Here is a 17,774-nt window from a genome sequence, read left to right on the forward strand (position 1 = left end):
CGCCCGGCGTCCCGCAACGATCACCCCCGCCGCACGCGATGGCCCTGGCGCCAGACGCCCTCCCCCGCGACGGGATGGGCAGAAGTATAGGTCCGACCGCCGGGCGGGGGGCGGGAACTCCCGCACAGGCCCGGCGCTCATGCTCCGTGGGCCGGCGTGGCGGTTCGAGGCCGATGGACGGCCCGTTGACGTCGCGCCCCGGGACCTTGACCATATGCCGATGAAACCGCCGATCCGCCTGCCGACCTCGACCGTGGGGCGCAACGCCGTGGTGGCCATCGCGGTGGTGGCCTCGGGCGCGGCGGTCTACTGGCTCCGGGACATCCTGACGCCGCTGGCCATGGCCATCTTCCTGCTGATCATGATCGACGGGGTGAAGCGGTTCATCGAGGATCGCACCCCGGTGCCCTCCCGCCTGGCTGGGGCGGCGGCGCTGATCGTGGTCATCCTCGGCTTCTTCCTGTCGATCGGCGTCATCGCCAACGGCGCGTTGAATTTCTTCGACGAGGCCTCGGGCGTGACCACGCGGATCGGCCCGCGGCTGGACCAGATCCTGTACGACGTCTGGCGGCTGTTCGGGGCGGACACGGCGCCGACGGCCTCGGAGCTGGTCGCCCAGCTGGACATCCGCAGCTATCTGGCCGTGTTCGCGCGGCAGGCCCAGGGCGTCGTCACCGGGGCCGTCTTCGTGCTGATCTACCTCGCCTTCCTGCTGGCCTCCCAGGCCGGGTTCCGGCGCAAGCTGGTGACCATGTTCCCCGACCGCACCGCCCGCGGCGAGGCGCTGGAGGTGTTCCACCGGGTCCGCGGCGGCGTCGAGGGCTATCTGTGGGTGCAGACCGTGACCGGCGTCCTGATCTGCGCCTGCGCCTGGGGGCTGATGCGCGCCGTCGGCCTGCAGAACGCCGAATTCTGGACCTTCGTCATCTTCATCGTCGGCTTCATCCCGGTGCTGGGCGGCGCGGTCGCCGGACTGGTCCCGCCGCTGTTCGCCCTGGTGCAGTTCGAGACCTACTGGCAGGCGGTGGTGCTGCTGGCCGGGCTGCAGGCCATCCTGTTCGTCAGCGGCAACATCATCCAGCCGCGCATGCAGGGCGACAACCAGAACATCGACCCGGTCGTGGTGCTGCTGTCGCTGGCCTTCTGGGGCAAGATCTGGGGGGTTGTCGGCATGTTCCTGTCGACCCCGCTGGCGGTGATGGCCATGGCCATACTGGCGGAATTCCGGGGCTCGCGCTGGATGGCCATCCTGCTGTCCGGCGACGGCGAGCCCTATGCCGCCGATGAGGCCGCCACGCCGCCGAGGCGGGGCCGCGTCAACCCGCCGCAGGCGGAGCCGGACTGAGCCGTCCCCCCGCCCTTGATTGGCCACAACCGCCGCCTATCTCAGCCCTGTCGCCGCGGCCCCCCTCCCCTCCAGCCGCGGCGCCGAGGTCGGCGCCACCCCTCCCCTCCTGGGCGCCGGTCCGAACAGGCCGCCGGATGCAAGTCCGGCGGCCTTGTCATATGCGCGGCGCCCCCCTCCCGCAGCCGGCCGGCGGGTGCGGTTTGGGGCTTCCCGCCGCCGCCCGCCTGCCCTAGGGGGGCCGGGTCGGGCGGACGGCTTGCCGAAGCGGCGAAGCGGCCTAGTCTGACGACGTTCCCGGCGGCCCGGTTCAGCGGTCGCGTTCCGCAAGAGAGCCTCCATGCCCGCCGCGTCCGCCCCCCCGCTCCCTCAGGCGATCACCCTGGAGGCGCTGGAGGCGAGCTTCACAGCGGCGCGGGGCCGGGCCCCGGACGCGGCGGCGCGCGCCTATCTGGCCCAGGCCCACGAGGACTATGTGGCCGACGAGACCCCCAATCTCGGGGGCGCCGACCTGGCCCATCTGCTGGCCTCGGTGTGGAGGTCGGCGACGGGGCGCAAGCCGGGCGAGGCGGCCCTGATCACCCTCGGGCCGGTGAGCGGCGCCGACGGCCGCGCGGCCGGCTACGACGCCATCGCCATCATCCAGGACGACCGGCCCTTCCTGGTCGACAGCGTCATGGGCGAACTGGCCGAGGCCGGGGTCACGGTGCGCTCGATGTTCCATCCGATCGTGGAGCTGGACGGGGTGCGCACCTCTCTGATCGTCGTGGTCATCGACCCGGCCCCGCAGGAGCGGCGCGACGCCCTCGGCGAGAGCCTGGCCGCGACCATGGCCGACGTGCGCGCGGCGGTGGCGGACCACGCCGCCATGAACGCCCTGATGGCGCGCTCGATCGCCCATCTGGAATCGGCCCCCCCCGGCGTCGACCCGGACGTGCTGGCCGAGAACCTGGCCTTCCTGCGCTGGCTGGAGGCGGACCATTTCGTCTTCCTCGGGGCGCGCGACTACGACTATCCGCGGACGACGGACGGCGGCTACGAGGCCGAGGCCCCGCTGTCGCAGTCGGGGGCGGGGCTGGGGGTGCTGGCCGACCCGGACCGCACCGTGCTGCGCCGCGCCAACGAGCCGGCGGTGCTGACCCGGTCGATGAAGCGCCAGCTGAACCTGTCCGAGCCGGTCACCGTGGCCAAGGCCAACGCCCGCTCGCGGGTCCACCGCCGGGCCTATATGGACTATATCGGGGTCAAGCGCTTCGGGCCGGACGGCAAGCCGTCGGGCGAGACCCGCTTCGTCGGCCTGTTCACCGCCGAGGCCTATGACAAGACCGCCAACGAAGTGCCGCTGCTGCGCCGCAAGGTGGCCAACGCCCTGGCCCGGGCCGACAAGACGGCCGGCTCGCACAGCCACAAGCGGCTGAAGAATATCCTCGAGAACTACCCGCGCGACGAGCTGTTCCAGATCGGCGAGGACGAGCTGCTGGAGATCGCCCTCGGCATCCTGCACCTGCACGACCGGCCGCGCATCAAGAGCTTCACCCGCAAGGACCCGTTCGACCGCTTCGTCTCGGTGCTGACCTTCATCCCGCGCGAACGCTTCAACCCGGCGGTCAGGGAGCGCATCGGCCGCATCCTGGCGCGGGCCTGGGGCGGGCGGCTGTCGGCCTGGTATCCGCAGCTGTCGGACCAGCCGCTGGTGCGCATCCACTACATCATCGGCGTCACCCCCGGCGACCATCCCTGCCCCGACCTGGCCGAGCTGGACGCCGAGATCGCCGAGGCCGGGCGCGGCTGGGTCGAGCGCTTCGAGAGCGCCCTGCGCGCCGCCGAGGTCGAGGACGTCCAGGTCGGCCCGCTCAGCGCCCGCTGGGCCTGGGCCTTCGGGGCCGGCTACCGCGACCGCTACGGGGCCGAGGAGGCGGTGCGCGACCTGCAGGCCGCCGACCGCCTGAACGCCACCGGCCTCAACGACGGCGGCGACCCGGTGGCCGTGCGCGCCTTCCGCGCCGACAGCGACGGGCCGCTGAATTTCCGCTTCAAGCTGTACCGGCGCGGCGCGGCCGTGCCGCTGTCGGACGTGCTGCCGATCCTCGCCGACATGGGGCTGAAGACGCTGGAGGAATGGGGTCACGCCCTGACCCCGCTGGGCGGGCCCGAGATCCACGTCCACGAATTCCTGCTCGAGGATCCGCGCGGCGGCGACCTGCATTTCGACGACGTGCGCGAGCCGTTCGAACAGGCGTTCGCGGCGGTCTGGACCGGCCGCACCGAGAGCGACGGCTTCAACCGGCTGGTCATCGAACTGGGGGTCGGCTGGCGTGAGGCGGCCCTGGTCCGCACCCTGGCCCGCTTCCGCCAGCAGACCGGACTGGACCCGAGCCAGGCGGTGCAGGAGGAGGCGCTGCGCGACTATCCGGCCGTGGCGCGGGGGTTGCTGTCGCTGTTCCACGCCCGGTTCGACCCGGTCGCCGGCGGCGACGCGGCCGCCCGCGAAACGGCGGCGCGGGAGCAGTTCGACAAGCTGACCGGCCTGCTGCGCGAGGTGAAGAGCCTCGACCACGACCGCGCCCTGCGCCGGCTGGCCCTGCTGGTGCAGGCGGTCAAGCGGACCAACTATTTCCAGCCCGGCCCCGACGGCGGGCCGAAGCCGCACATCTCGATCAAGATCGCGTCGCGCGAGCTGGACGACCTGCCCCTGCCCAGGCCGTTCCGCGAGATCTTCGTCTGGGCCCCGCACGTCGAGGGCGTGCATCTGCGCTTCGGGCCGGTGGCGCGCGGCGGGCTGCGCTGGTCGGACCGCCGCGACGACTTCCGCACCGAGGTGCTCGGCCTGGTCAAGGCCCAGCAGGTCAAGAACGCCGTCATCGTGCCGGTCGGCTCCAAGGGCGGCTTCTATCCGAAGCACCTGCCGGCCATCGTCCGCGCCGGCGGCGACCGCGACGCCCAGCAGGCCGAGGCCATCCGCGCCTACAGGACCTTCCTGTCCGGCCTGCTCGACATCACCGACAACATCGCCGCCGACGGGGCCGTGGTCCATCCGGCCGGGGTGGTGCTGTGGGAGGGCGACGACCCCTATCTGGTGGTCGCCGCCGACAAGGGCACGGCGACCTTCTCGGACATCGCCAACGGCGTTTCGGCCGACTACGGCTTCTGGCTCGGCGACGCCTTCGCCTCGGGGGGCTCGGTCGGCTACGACCACAAGGTCATGGGCATCACCGCCCGCGGGACCTGGGAGGCGGTCAAGCGCCACTTCCGCGAGATCGGCAAGGACATCCAGAGCGAGCCGTTCACCGTGGTCGGGATCGGCGACATGTCCGGCGACGTGTTCGGCAACGGCATGCTGCTGTCGAAGGCGATCCGGCTGGTCGCCGCCTTCGACCACCGCGACATCTTCATCGACCCGGACCCGGACCCGACGACGTCCTGGGAGGAACGCAAGCGGCTGTTCGACCTGCCGCGCTCGTCCTGGCAGGACTACGACCCGGCCAGGATCTCCACGGGCGGCGGGGTGTTCCCGCGCTCGGCCAAGTCGATCGAGCTGTCGCCCGAGATCAGGGCGGCGCTGGACATCGCCGAGGAGTCGCTCGACCCGGCCGAACTGATGAAGGCCATCCTCAAGGCCCCGGCGGAGCTGCTCTATTTCGGCGGCATCGGCACCTATGTGAAGGCGCCGCACGAGACCGACAGCCAGGTCGGCGACAAGGCCAATGACGCCATCCGGGTCGACGGCGGCGAGCTGCGCGCCCGGGTCATCGGCGAGGGCGCCAACCTGGGCCTGACCCAGGCCGGCCGCATCGCCTTCGCCCGCCGTGCGGGCGAACCTGGGGGCGGCCGCATCAACACCGACGCCATCGACAATTCGGCCGGGGTCGATTCCTCCGACCACGAGGTCAACATCAAGATCCTGACCGGGGCGGCGATCGCCTCGGGGGCGCTGCGGGCCGAGGACCGCAACGCCCTGCTGGCCTCGATGACCGACGAGGTCGGGCTCAAGGTGCTGGTCCACAACTACGACCAGACCCTGGCCCTGAGCCTGCAGCAGGCGGAGGGGGCCGGGGCGCTCGACGCCCAGCAGCGCTTCATGCAGTGGCTCGGCGGCCGGGGGAAGCTGGACCGCAAGGTCGAGGGCCTGCCCGACGACCTCCGGCTGGCCGAGATGAAGGCGGCCGGCCAGGCCCTGACCCGGCCGGAGCTGGCCGTGCTGACCGCCTATTCGAAGATCGAGCTGTTCGACGACGTGGTCGGCTCCCGGGCCCCGGACGACCCCTTCTTCCACAGGACGCTGGTGCGCTACTTCCCCGAGCCGCTGGCCAGGTTCGAGGCCGAGATGGAGCGGCACCGGCTGAAGCGCGAGATCATCGCGACGGTGCTGTCGAACGACATCGTCAACATGTGCGGCCCGACCTTCCCCGAACGGCTGCGGCTGTCGGCCCAGTGCGACACCACGGCCCTGGTCATCGCCTTCGAGGCGGCCCGGCAGGTGTTCCGGCTGGACGAGGCGTGGGACCAGGTCTCGGCCCTCGACCTCGAAATCCCGGCCGGGGCCCAGATCGCCCTCTACGGCGAGATCGCCACCGTGCTGCGCCGCCAGACCTTCTGGCTGGCCCGCCGGGCGACCCGCGAGGGGGCCACGGTCGACGGCCTGATCGCCGCCTACCGCCCGGCCGCCGACGCCCTGCGCGCGGCCGGGGGGAAGGTGCTGTCCCGGTTCGAGCAGGACCGGCTGGAGGCGCGTATCGCCGCCTTCACCGGCCATGGGGCGCCGGACGCCATGGCCCGCGACTTCGCCATGCTGCGGCCGCTGGTGGCCACGGCCGACATCGGCGACCTGGCCCGCGAGGCGGGCTGGCCCGAGCCGGCCATGGCCACCCTGTACCACCAGGTCGGGGCCGCCTTCGACTTCGACCGGCTGCGGGCGGCGGCGGGGGCGGTGCCCTCGGCCGACCATTTCGACCGCCTGGCCGTGCGGCGGCTGATCGAGGACCTGATGAACGAGCAGGTGGTGCTGACCCGGGCCGTGGCCCGCTCGGCCGACGCCTCGGTCGGGGCCGCCGAACGGCCGGCGGAGCAGGCCGTCGATCGCTGGATCGGCCCGCGGCTGGCGACCGTCGAGGGCGTCCGCGCCTCGGTCGACGAGATCGAGGCCTCGGGCTCGGGCTGGACCTTCGCCAAGCTGACCATCGCCAACAGCGTCATCCGCGAGATCGCGTCCTCGGCAGGCTGAGGACGCCGTCCTTGGTGGGCCGCGGTCGTCGGCCCTCCGGGACCTGACTGCTACGCGCCGCCCTTCGGGTCCCGACCCGGAGCCTGTCCTCGGGCCGACTGAAAGTCGGACCCGGGGGCGTCCTGGCGCTTCGCGCGGGCGGGTTCGATCTGCTAGAGCCTGATCGGTTGAGGAGGAATCGCTTCGCGATTCCGGCGATGCCGTGAATCAGGCTCCAGTATCGTGAATCAGGCTCCAGTATAATGCTGGAGCGAAGATCCGGGTTTGGACGCGATCGCGTCCAAACCGATTTCGCTCTAGCGTGCCGGAATGTGGGAGAGGGTCGCCGATGGCGCGTAAATTCCTCGTCGTCGTGGACGACAGTCCGGAGTTCGAGGCGGCGCTGCGCTATGCGGCGCGGCGGGCGCGGTCGACCGGCGGCCATGTGGTGATGCTGCGCATCATCCCGCCGGCCGCTTCGGACGCGCACTGGTCGGGGGTGCGCGAGGAGATCGAACGCCAGACCCGGGCCGAGGCCGAGGCCACGCTGAACACCTGGGCCGCCGAGGCGGCCGAACGGTCCGGCGCCACCCCGGTGCTGCTGATCGAGCGGGGCGAGCCCCAGGGCTGCATCCGCAAGGTCGTCGGCGAGGACCCGGACATCAAGATCCTCGTGCTGGCGGCCGGCTCGAGCGCGCCCGGGCCGCTGGTGGCGGCGGTGGTCAAGCAGGGCGCGGCCTTCACCGGACGCAAGCTGCCGGTGACCATTGTGCCGGGGGAGCTGACCGAGAAGGAGATCGAGGACCTGGCGTGACGCCAGGAGGGCGCTATCGCTCGGCGCGCGGCGCCTCGCTGCTTGAGCGCGGCCCCCTCCACCACCTTCGGCGGTCCCCCCGGCGGGGGAGGACGGGTGCGGCGCCCTGGACCTTGAACGCGGCGGCCGGCGGGCGCACTTAGCGGCCATGTTCATCCAGACCGAACCGACGCCCAATCCGAACGTGCTCAAATTCCTGCCGGGGCGCGAGGTCTCGGCCGAGCCGCGCGAATTCCGCGGCGCCGACGAGGCGGCGGCCTCGCCGCTGGCCGAGGGGCTGTTCCGGCTCGAGGGCGTGACCGGGGTGTTCTACGGGGCCGACTACATCTCGGTGACGCGCGATCCGGCCGGCCTCGACTGGGCGCAGATGAAGGCCCCGATCCTGGCGGCGATCATGGACCATTTCGTCTCCGGCGCGCCGCTGATGCGCGACGGGAGCTTCGACGGCGCCGCCCCGGACGGCGAGGACAGCGAGGTGGTGGCCGAGATCAAGCAGCTGCTCGACAGCCGCGTCCGCCCGGCCGTGGCCCAGGACGGCGGCGACATCCTGTTCGACAGCTTCGATCCCGACACCGGGGTGCTGAGCCTGCGCATGCGCGGGGCCTGCGCCGGCTGCCCGTCGTCCTCGGCGACCCTGAAGGCGGGGGTCGAGCAGATGATGAAACACTATGTGCCGGAAGTGACCCGGGTCGAACAGGTGATCTGAGGCTCCCGCCCGAAGGGCGACCGTCCCCTCGCGGGGCTGGCAGGGCTGGTTCATCACAAAGACCACAAAGAAGGGCACGAAGGACACGGCGAGAGCCGGCCCGTCACGCCTGTTGGCGGGTCCCGGCGCCTTTATGGATACTGCTTCTCCCTGACGGGAGAAGCGGACCAACCGGTCCCGTCGTGTCCTTCGTGAACCCTTCGTGCCCTTCGTGATGAACCTCGTCTGGCGCGGCGGCTCCGCCGGCTGAAACAAATCCGTCCTCGCTTCGGCGGGCGGACTCCGTCATCATCGGCCCATGCCCCGGTTCGAAAGCGACAGCGACGCCCGGCGTCTCGGCGAGGCGCTCGCCGCCCTGCGGCGCGAGGCGGACCTCAGCCAGGCCGAGGCCGGCGAGCGGATCGGCATGACCAGCCAGGGCTGGGGCCTCTATGAGGCCGGCAAGCGGCCCGGCCTGTTCCGGCCCGACGTGCAGCGGCGGCTGACCGCCGCCCTCGGGGCCTCGCCCGAGGCGCTGGCGCTGAAACTGGGCGGGCCGGCCGCGCCCGCCGCCGATCCCCCCGCCGCCGGCCTGGAGAGCGCCGGCCGGGCCTTCGCGGGTCCCGCGACCGGGACACAACGCCTCCAGCTGTCCAACGACGACCTGGCGCCCTGGGCGGCGTCGGGGGTGGTGCTGGAGTATGAACCCGGGCGCTGGCCGCGCCGCGGCCAGGGCTGCGTGATCGCCATGGCCGACGGCGAACTGCGCGTCCGCCTCTATGAGCACGCCGACCCCGAGGCCCTGGTGGTGCGCGGGGCGGGCGGCGGCGAGGAACGGATCCCGCGGACGGCGACCCGGCAGGTGTCGGCGGTGATCGCCCGGCTGGACCTGTAGATGAAACAAATGTGTTGCGCCTCCCCGGGTTTCATGAAACAGTTTCGTTCCGGACACAGGGAGCGGGCGCATGGCCAGGATCGGCGGACCGGAGCGGGTCGACATCTTCGTGGGCGCGCGGATCAGCCTGCGCCGCTCGGCCCTCGGCCTGTCGCAGACGGCGCTGGCGCAGCAGCTCGGCGTCAGCTTCCAGCAGGTCCAGAAATACGAGACCGGACAGAACCGCATCTCGGCCTCGCGGCTGCACCGCGTGGCCACGGTGCTGCACACCTCGGTCGAGGCCTTCTTTCCGCCGGTGGAGACCGCGCGCGGCGATTCCGACAGCGGCTGGGAGGCGCTGCGCCACATCACCGCGACGGCGGACGGCCGCGCCGTGGCGGCGGCCTGGCCGCTGATCGGGGACCGCGAGGTGCGCAAGGCCCTGGCCCGCGTGGTCCGGGCCCTGGCGCGGGACGGCTGACCGCGGCCCCGGACCGGGCGCGGCCATGAGGGTGCTGGTCGTCGATGCGGCGCTGGGCCTGTGCACCGCCGGGGTGTTCGCCGTCGAGAACGGCGTGGCGCGGCCGCTGGGCCTGCGCTCGGCGGCCATGGCCAAGGGTCATCAGGAGCGGCTGGCGGGCATGGTCCGCGACGCCGCGGCCGAGGCCGGGGGGTTCGCCGGAATCGACCGGATCGGGGTCACCGTCGGCCCGGGCTCGTTCACCGGCCTGCGCGTCGGCCTGGCCTTCGCCCAGGGCCTGGGCGCGGCGCTGGGGCGGCCGGTGGCGGGGGTTTCGACGCTGGACGCCCTGGCCGCCTCGGTGGACGGCGAGGGCGCGACGGCGGCCCTGATCGACGCGCGGCGGGGCCAGGTCTATGCGCGCTTCTGGCGCGACGGCGCGGCGCAGGGCCCGGCCGAGGCCCTGTCGATCGAGGCGGCGAAGGCGCGGGCGCGGAGGCTGGGCCCGGAGGTCCGGCTGATCGGTTCGGGGGCGGCCCTGGTCGCCGACGAAGGGATGGCCGCGTTCGATCTGGCGGGCCCCTCGCCCGAGGCGCTGGCCCGGCTGGCGGCGGCGGCCGATCCGGCGGCCAGCCCGCCCCGGCCGCTGTATCTGCGCGCGCCCGACGCCACCCCGCCGAGCCGCTTGCCGGGCCAGCCCCGGCCGCCGGCGCCATGACGGGCGGCGCGGGCCCCGCCCCGGCCCGGCGGGCGGCGCGGCTCGCCCTGATCCACGCCGAGGCCTTCGCCGGCGCCCCCGACCGGCCGTGGAGCGCGGCCGCCTTCGCCGACCTGCTGGGCCAGCCGGGCGTCTTCGCGGCCGAGGCGGCGGACGGCTTCCTGCTGATGCGGGCGGTCGCCGACGAGGCCGAGATCCTGACCCTGGCCGTGCGGCCCGGGGCCCGGCGCGCGGGCCTCGGGGCCCGGCTGGTCGGCGAGGGCGTGGCCGGGGCGGCGGCCTCGGGCGCGGCGCGGGTCCTGCTCGAGGTGGCCGAGGACAATGCGGCGGCGCGGGCCCTCTATGCGGGCGCGGGTTTCGTCGAGGCCGGCCGGCGACCCGGCTATTACGCCGCGGCCGACGGCGGGCGCCGCGACGCCCTGCTACTGGTTCTCAACCTCGCCGAGGCGCTTCCCTAGACCGGCCCGGCGTCCTATCTTCCGGCCATGGACCGGATCGAGAAGCTCTGCGCCGAGCGCGGCATGCGCATGACCGAACAGCGACGGGTCATCGCCCGGGTCCTGTCCAACGCCGAGGACCACCCCGACGTCGAGGAGCTGTACCGCCGCGCCTCGGCCATCGATCCGCACATCTCGATCGCCACCGTCTACCGCACCGTGCGGCTGTTCGAGGAGGCGGGGGTGGTCGAGAAACATGATTTCGGCGACGGCCGCTCGCGCTACGAGGAGGCCGGCGACGACCACCACGACCACCTGATCGACACCCGCTCGGGCGAGGTCATCGAATTCTTCGACGCCGAGATCGAGCGGCTCAAGACCGAGATCGCCGAACGGCTCGGCTTCGAACTGATCGGCCACAAGCTGGAGCTCTACGGCAAGCCGATCGACGGGGCCGCGCCGTCGGACCGCGAGGGCCTGATCTTCCGCCGCCACGCCCACCGCGACGAGGCCTGAGCGCCCGCGCCGCCGACAAGTAGCGCGCCGCGCGCCGCCGCTCTACAAGACCTGCCATGACCGACACCCCCGCCGCGCCCAGGGCCGGACAGGCCGCGCCCAAACGCCTGTTCATCAAGACCTACGGCTGCCAGATGAACGTCTATGACTCCGAGCGCATGGCCGATGTGCTGCGCCCGCTGGGCTACGCCCCGGCCGACACGGCCGAGGACGCCGACTTCGTCATCCTCAACACCTGCCACATCCGCGAGAAGGCGGCCGAGAAGGTCTATTCCGAGCTCGGCAAGCTGCGGCTGCTGAAGGAGGCGCGGGCCGGGGCCATGACCATCGCCGTGGCCGGCTGCGTGGCCCAGGCCGAGGGCGAGGAGATCATGCGCCGCCAGCCGGCCGTCGACCTGGTGGTCGGGCCGCAGGCCTATCACCAGCTGCCGGAGCTGCTGACCCGCACGGCGCGGGCGCGGGGCGAGCGGATCGGGGCCGATTTCGCCCCCAACGACAAGTTCGACGCCCTGCCGGTCGCGCGCGGCGGCGACGGGGTCACCGCCTTCCTGACCGTGCAGGAGGGCTGCGACAAATTCTGCACCTTCTGCGTGGTGCCCTACACCCGCGGGGCCGAGTGGTCGCGGCCGGTCGCCGACGTGCTGGCCGAGGCGCGCCGGCTGGCGGCGCGGGGCGTGCGCGAGGTCACCCTGCTGGGCCAGAACGTCAACGCCTACGACGGCGAGGGACCGGACGGACAGCCCTCGACCCTGGCGCGGCTGGCGTATGCCCTGGCGGACATCCCGGGGCTGGACCGCATCCGCTACACCACCAGCCATCCGAACGACATGTCGGACGACCTGATCGCCGCCCACGGCGAGCTGGACGCGCTGATGCCCTGGCTGCACCTGCCGGTGCAGTCGGGCTCGGACCGCATCCTGCGGCTGATGAACCGCAGGCACGGGCGGGCGAAATATTTCGACCTGGTCGAGCGCATCCGCGCCAGCCGCCCGGACCTGGCGCTGTCGGGCGACTTCATCGTCGGCTTCCCGGGCGAGACCGAGGCCGATTTCGAGCAGACCATGGACCTGGTGCGGCGGGTGAACTACGCCTCGGCCTTCTCCTTCATGTATTCGCCGCGGCCCGGCACCCCGGCCGCGACCATGGCCGCCCAGGTCCCCGAGGCGGTCAGCCGCGCGCGGCTGCACGCGCTTCAGGCCCTGCTGACGGAACAGCAGGTCGCCTTCAACGCCGCCCAGGCCGGGCGGACCCTGCCGGTGCTGTTCGAGCGCAAGGGCCGCCACGGCGCCCAGGCGATCGGACGCTCGCCGTGGCTGCAGTCGGTCCATGTCGAGGCGGCGGATCATCTGATCGGCCGGATCGTTCCGGTGGAGATCGAGAGCGGCCAGCAGAACAGCCTGACAGGACGACTGATGAGCAAAGACGCCACGCCCCTGAAGCAGCGAGACGCCGCGCGTCGAGCGACAGGGGCGCAATAGGTGGCGCGTGAGAGCGAATTCCTGGCGCTGGACGACGCCGCCCTGCGCGCCGTCGTGGGTCCCCACAGCCGCCACATCGCCCTGATCGAGGACGCCTACAAGGTGCTGGTCGAGGCCCCCGGCGGCGGCGTCACCATCAACGGCTCGACCCGCGACCGGGCCCAGGCCCGGCGGGTCATCCAGACCCTGGCGGAGCGGGCCGACACCGGGGCGGTGATCACCGAGGCGGACGTGCGCACGGCCCTGGGGGCGGCGGCGACCCGGCCGAGGGAAGGGCAGGGGACGGTGGCCCCCAACGCCATCGCCCTGCCGGTCGGGCGGCGCGGGGCGATCGCCCCCAAGACGGCGGCCCAGGCCAACTATCTCGACATGCTGTCGAAATGCGAACTGACCTTCGGGGTCGGGCCGGCGGGCACGGGCAAGACCTTCCTGGCCGCCGCCTACGGGGCCTCGCTGCTGCGCCGCGGCCAGGTCGACCGGCTGGTCATCACCCGCCCCGCCGTCGAGGCCGGCGAGAAGCTGGGCTTCCTGCCCGGCGACCTGAACGAGAAGGTCGACCCCTATCTGGCCCCGATCTGGGAGGCGCTGAACGACATCCTCGGGCCGGACGACGTGCGCCGGCGGCGCGACAAGGGCGAGATCGAGGCGGCCCCGATCGCCTTCATGCGCGGCCGCACCCTGGCCCACGCCTTCATCATCGTCGACGAGGCCCAGAACACCTCGCGGCTGCAGATGAAGATGGTCCTGACCCGGCTGGGCGAGGGCGCGCGCATGGTGGTCACCGGCGACCCGTCGCAGATCGACCTGCTCAATCCGCGCGACTCCGGCCTGCGCCACGCGCTGCGCATCCTCAAGGACGTCAAGGGGGTGGCGATCCAGACCTTCGAGGCCCAGGACGTGGTCCGCCACGCCATGGTCGAGCGCATCGTCCGCGCCTATGACGCCGACGCGGCGGCCCGGCGCCCGGCCGCCGATCTGGAAGACCCGGACTCGTGAGGGCCGGCGCATGATCGAGGTCGAGATCGAGGATGAGGCGTGGACGGCCGCCCTGCCGGAGGCGGAGGCCGTGGCCGGGCGGGCCGCTTCGGCGGCCCTCGGCGCGGTCGAGGGCGACGTGGTCGTGCTGCTGACCGGCGACGCCACGGTGCGCGACCTCAACGCGCGGTTCCGGGACCGGGACCGGCCGACCAATGTGCTGTCCTTTCCGGCGGCGGAGAGCGCCGCGCCGCACCTCGGCGACCTGGTGCTGGCCTATGGCGTCTGCGCGGCCGAGGCCGCCGCCCAGGGCAAGACCCTGGCCGACCACCTGGCCCACCTGACCGTCCACGGCGTGCTGCACCTGCTGGGCCGCGACCACGCGGCCGAGGCCGGGGCGGCGGAGATGGAGGCCGAGGAGCGGACCATCCTTGCCAGGCTGGGCGTCGCCGACCCATACAGGGCCGATGCCCAAGCCTGATCCCGCCTCGCGCCGCGACCGCCTGATGCTGCGCTTCGGCCGCATCGCCCTGGCGCTGCTGGCCGGCGCCGGGGCGGCGCTGGCCCATCCGCCGTTCGGGGTGCTGCCCGGCCTGCTGGGCTATCCGCTGCTGATGCTGCTGGCCGAGCGGTCGGCGAGCGTGCGCGGCGGCTTCTGGATGGGCTGGCTGGCCGGCTTCGCCTATTTCTTCATCAGCTGCTGGTGGGTGGCCGAGGCCTTCCTGGTCAATCCGGCCCAGGCGTGGATGGCCCCGTTCGCGGCCTCGCTGCTGCCGAGCGGCCTGGGCCTGTTCTGGGCGGCGGCGACGGCGCTGTACCGCCGGTTTGCGCCGTCGGGCGTGGTTCGGGTGCTGGTCTTCGCGGGCCTGTTCTGCCTGCTGGAGTGGCTGCGCGGCCATGTGCTGACCGGCTTCCCGTGGAATCCGGCGGGGGCCAGCTGGAGGGCGGGGTCGGCCGGGTCCCAGTTCGCCTCTGTGGTCGGCGTCTATGGTCTGGGGCTGGTCACGGTGGCGGCGGTCGCCGCCTTCGGCCCGCTGGTGGGCCCCGGTCCGCGCAAGGCCCGCATCGGCGCGGCCGTGCTGGGGACGCTGGCCCTGGCGGCCCTGCTGGTCGGCGGAACCCTGCGGCTGGGCGGGGCGCGCCCGGTCCCGACCGACACCGTGGTGCGCATCGTCCAGGCCGACGTGGCCCAGGAGTCGAAATGGACGCCGGAGGCCTATCGCGGCATCGTCGACCGCTATGTGAACCTGACCGCCCGGCCCGGGGCCCTGGTTCCGGACGTGATCGTCTGGCCGGAGGGGGCCCTGCCCGCCTCGGCCAACCGGGTGTTCGCCCCCGGATCGCCCGACGCGGCCGCCATCGCCCGGGCGGTGCGGCCCGGCCAGACCCTGATCCTCGGCCTCGGCCGCGCCGTCGCCGACCCCACGGCGCCCGACGGGGCCCGCTATTACAACAGCCTGCTGGCGCTGACCGACGAGGGCGGCGACGGCCTCAGATTCACCGCCGCCTACGACAAATACCGGCTGGTGCCGTTCGGGGAATTCCTGCCCGCGGGCGACCTCTTGGGCGCGCTCGGGGTGCGCAGCCTGACCCACATGCCGCTGGACTTCAGCGCCGGGCCCAGGCCCGCGCCGATCGCGGTTCCGGGCCTGCCCGGGGTCCAGCCGCTGATCTGCTACGAAAGCCTCTATCCGGGCTTCACCCCCGGGGCCGGGGACCGGCCGCGCTGGATCGTCAACATCTCCAACGACGCCTGGTTCGGGCGCACCTCGGGCCCGCTGCAGCACCTCAACCTGGCCAGCTACCGGGCCATCGAGACCGGCCTGCCGGTGGTCCGCTCGACCCCGACCGGGGTCTCGGCGATGATCGATCCCTGGGGTCGGGTGGTCGGCGACCAGAGGCTGGAGCCGGGCGAGAGCGGCGTCATCGACGCCCGCCTGCCGGCCCCCGCGGCGGTGACCGTCTATGGCCGCCTCGGCGACGCCCTGTTCGGCCTCGGCCTGCTCCTCGCCCTCGCCCCGGCGCTGGTCCCGGCCCTCGTCCGGGCCCGGTCCAGGGTCCGCCCGGGACACTGAATTTCGTCCCTTCCGGGACGACTTTCGCGCAGACGGAGAGGCCGGGGCGGCGGCGCAACCAGCGGCTGCGGCGGGACGCAAATCCGGGCGTTTTTCCGTGACAGCGGGCCCAAGCAGGCGCATTCAGGCCGGGCGGCACCATCAGAGGGCAAAATCAACGATGGCCAGAGGCAAGGGCGAGGACGGACCTCATCCCGTGGATCGGCATGTCGGCCGGCGCGTCTGCGAAAAACGGCTGGCGCTCGGCTATAACCAGAGCGACCTCGGTCGGGCCCTGGGCCTGACCTTCCAGCAGATCCAGAAATACGAGAAGGGCGCCAACCGGATTTCGGCCTCGAAGCTCTGGGACATCGCGCGCTTCTTCAAGGTCGACATCGGCTATTTCTTCGAGGGGCTGGGCGGCGCCCAGGCCGACGGCGTGGCCGAGGCCGGCGGCGCCTTCGAACACGACTATCCGGCCACCCGCTACACCATCGAGCTCGGCCGGCTGGCGCCGCAGCTGTCGACCCGCCAGCAGAAGCTGGCGCTGGAGCTGATCCGCGACATGGCCGAGCGCAAGGAGGCCGACGAGGCCTGAGCCTCGCCGCGCCGGTCTATTCCGCCGCTTGCGAACGGCGCCGTCCGAAATCGGGCGCCGCCGCCTTCTGCTCCGCCCAGTAGGCGGCGCCGTCGCGCGGCTTGAACATGGTCTTGGCCACGCCGTCGCGCGAGACCACGGCGAAGGTGTTGGTCGAGGCCTGGTACAGCAGCACGTCGCCGTTGGCCCGTTCGACCCGCTCGGTCCCGGCCGGGGGGCGGGCGGTGAAGCGCTCGACCTTGGCCAGATAGTCGGCGGCCGAGGCGGCGTCGAAATCGGCGCCGTTGCGCGCGAACAGCCGCGCCACCTTGGCGTCGACCGTCTCGCGCCGGTTGGCGGTCAGCACCGGCCTCGCCTTCTCCGGGCCGGGCTCGGCCGCCGCCGCCGGGCCGCCGACCGCGGTCAGCACCGCCTCCGGCCCCGCGGCGGCGCGATCCCGCGTCTCCACCGCCGAGCCGCCGTTGCCGCAGGCCGCCAGCCCGAGCAGCGCCAGCGCCGCCATCCCTCCGTTCATCCTGACCGTCATCTCACCCTCCATGGAAATCCCCGCGCGGACTCCATAACGCCGTTATTCTGTTCTTGCAATGTTCCTGTCCGATCCGACTCCCTCGACGGCGGCGGGCGGGGCCGCTAGATCAGGGCGATGAGTTCAGCCGCGCTGTCCGGACGGAAGATCCTGCTGATCGTCGGCGGCGGCGTCGCCGCCTACAAGGCGCTGGAGCTGGTGCGGCTGCTGAGGAAGGCGGGCGCCGAGGTCCGGACGATCCTGACATCGGCCGGGGCCGAGTTCGTCACCCCGATGTCGCTGGCCGCCCTGACCGGCCGTCCGGTGCGCCAGGGGCTGTTCATGCCCGAGGACGAGACCGCCATGGGCCATATCGAGCTGTCGCGCTGGGCCGATCTGGTCGTCGTCGCGCCGGCGACGGCGGGGCTGATCGCCAAGGCCGCCCACGGCCTGGCCGACGACCTGGCCTCGACCACCCTGCTGGCCACCGACAAGAAGGTGCTGCTGGCCCCGGCCATGAACCTGCGGATGTGGCTGCACCCGGCGGTGCAGGCCAATGTCGAGCGGCTCAGGGGCTTCGACGGCCTTCACGGCGCGGCCGTGGTCGGGCCCGACGAGGGCGAGATGGCCTGCGGCGAGTTCGGGCCGGGCCGGATGGCCGAGCCGGCGGCGATCCTGGGCGCCGTCGAGGGCCTGCTGGCCGGACCGGACGGCCGGCCGCTGGCCGGGCGCCGGGCGGTGGTGACGGCGGGGCCGACCTTCGAGCCGATCGACCCGGTGCGCGGCCTGACCAACCGCTCCAGCGGCAAGCAGGGCTATGCGATCGCGGAGGCGCTGGCGGCGCTGGGGGCGCGGGTGACGCTGGTCTCGGGGCCGGTGGCGCTGGCGGCCCCGGCCGGGGTGGAGCGGGTCGAGGTCGAGACGGCGCGGGAGATGCAGGCGGCGGTCGAGGCGGCGCTTGCGACCGGGGACGGGCCGGCCGACATCGCCGTGATGAGCGCCGCCGTGGCCGACTGGCGCGTCGACGGCGTCGCCTCGGGCAAGATCAAGAAGGCCCCGGGCGGCCCGCCGTCGCTGAGCCTGATCGAAAACCCGGACATTCTGGCGGGCGTCTC

General features: G+C 73.0%; 16 protein-coding genes. 15 read left to right on the forward strand and 1 reads right to left on the reverse strand.

The window, feature by feature from the left end:
• Positions 1-220: 220 nt before the first annotated feature.
• From Q0588_RS13265 to Q0588_RS13330, 14 genes are all read left to right on the forward strand, one after another.
• Positions 221-1,345, forward strand: coding sequence for an AI-2E family transporter (locus Q0588_RS13265; RefSeq protein WP_298746969.1), 1,125 nt, complete (start codon positions 221-223; stop codon positions 1,343-1,345).
• A 340-nt stretch (positions 1,346-1,685) separates the two neighbouring features.
• Positions 1,686-6,566, forward strand: a complete 4,881-nt coding sequence (locus Q0588_RS13270; RefSeq protein WP_298746976.1) for an NAD-glutamate dehydrogenase — start codon at positions 1,686-1,688, stop codon at positions 6,564-6,566.
• Between the two features lie 328 nt (positions 6,567-6,894).
• Positions 6,895-7,359 (forward strand): universal stress protein, encoded by a 465-nt coding sequence (locus Q0588_RS13275; RefSeq protein ID WP_298746979.1) that lies wholly within the window; start codon positions 6,895-6,897, stop codon positions 7,357-7,359.
• Between the two features lie 148 nt (positions 7,360-7,507).
• Positions 7,508-8,065, forward strand: coding sequence for a NifU family protein (locus tag Q0588_RS13280; RefSeq protein ID WP_298746982.1), 558 nt, complete (start codon positions 7,508-7,510; stop codon positions 8,063-8,065).
• Between the two features lie 298 nt (positions 8,066-8,363).
• Positions 8,364-8,939, forward strand: a complete 576-nt coding sequence (locus Q0588_RS13285; protein ID WP_298746985.1) for a helix-turn-helix transcriptional regulator — start codon at positions 8,364-8,366, stop codon at positions 8,937-8,939.
• 70 nt (positions 8,940-9,009) lie between these two features.
• A complete protein-coding gene (locus Q0588_RS13290; protein ID WP_298746988.1) occupies positions 9,010-9,399 on the forward strand; it encodes a helix-turn-helix transcriptional regulator in 390 nt (129 codons plus the stop codon).
• A 25-nt stretch (positions 9,400-9,424) separates the two neighbouring features.
• Positions 9,425-10,096 (forward strand): tRNA (adenosine(37)-N6)-threonylcarbamoyltransferase complex dimerization subunit type 1 TsaB, encoded by a 672-nt coding sequence (gene tsaB, locus Q0588_RS13295; RefSeq protein WP_298746991.1) that lies wholly within the window; start codon positions 9,425-9,427, stop codon positions 10,094-10,096.
• Complete coding sequence (locus Q0588_RS13300) at positions 10,093-10,554, forward strand: GNAT family N-acetyltransferase (protein WP_298746993.1); 462 nt, start codon at positions 10,093-10,095, stop codon at positions 10,552-10,554. Before tsaB ends, Q0588_RS13300 begins: the two co-directional genes overlap by 4 nt.
• A gap of 27 nt (positions 10,555-10,581) precedes the next feature.
• On the forward strand, positions 10,582-11,049 hold the full coding sequence (locus Q0588_RS13305; protein ID WP_298746996.1) for a Fur family transcriptional regulator: 468 nt from the start codon (positions 10,582-10,584) through the stop codon (positions 11,047-11,049).
• A gap of 56 nt (positions 11,050-11,105) precedes the next feature.
• Positions 11,106-12,527 (forward strand): tRNA (N6-isopentenyl adenosine(37)-C2)-methylthiotransferase MiaB, encoded by a 1,422-nt coding sequence (gene miaB / locus Q0588_RS13310; protein WP_298746998.1) that lies wholly within the window; start codon positions 11,106-11,108, stop codon positions 12,525-12,527.
• Positions 12,528-13,523: a PhoH family protein gene (locus Q0588_RS13315; RefSeq protein WP_298747001.1), complete on the forward strand. Its 996-nt coding sequence runs from the start codon at positions 12,528-12,530 to the stop codon at positions 13,521-13,523. It abuts the gene before it with no gap.
• 10 nt (positions 13,524-13,533) lie between these two features.
• The gene (gene ybeY / locus Q0588_RS13320; protein WP_298747006.1) at positions 13,534-13,983 is read left to right on the forward strand and encodes an rRNA maturation RNase YbeY; all 450 of its coding nucleotides are present in this window, start codon (positions 13,534-13,536) and stop codon (positions 13,981-13,983) included.
• Positions 13,970-15,577, forward strand: coding sequence for an apolipoprotein N-acyltransferase (gene lnt / locus Q0588_RS13325; protein ID WP_298747009.1), 1,608 nt, complete (start codon positions 13,970-13,972; stop codon positions 15,575-15,577). The genes ybeY and lnt overlap by 14 nt, the downstream gene beginning before the upstream one ends.
• A 160-nt stretch (positions 15,578-15,737) precedes the next feature.
• Positions 15,738-16,154 (forward strand): helix-turn-helix domain-containing protein, encoded by a 417-nt coding sequence (locus Q0588_RS13330; protein ID WP_298747012.1) that lies wholly within the window; start codon positions 15,738-15,740, stop codon positions 16,152-16,154.
• 16 nt (positions 16,155-16,170) lie between these two features.
• On the opposite strand, the gene Q0588_RS13335 is transcribed toward Q0588_RS13330, so the two are convergent.
• On the reverse strand, positions 16,171-16,680 hold the full coding sequence (locus Q0588_RS13335; protein ID WP_298747014.1) for an S-type pyocin family protein: 510 nt from the start codon (positions 16,678-16,680) through the stop codon (positions 16,171-16,173).
• 117 nt (positions 16,681-16,797) lie between these two features.
• Between Q0588_RS13335 and coaBC the strand changes: the two genes are divergently transcribed.
• Positions 16,798-17,774 (forward strand): bifunctional phosphopantothenoylcysteine decarboxylase/phosphopantothenate--cysteine ligase CoaBC (coaBC, locus tag Q0588_RS13340; protein WP_298747017.1); only part of this gene is annotated, 977 nt, incomplete at its 3' end.

Source organism: uncultured Brevundimonas sp. (genome assembly GCF_937870815.1).
Lineage (GTDB): Bacteria > Pseudomonadota > Alphaproteobacteria > Caulobacterales > Caulobacteraceae > Brevundimonas.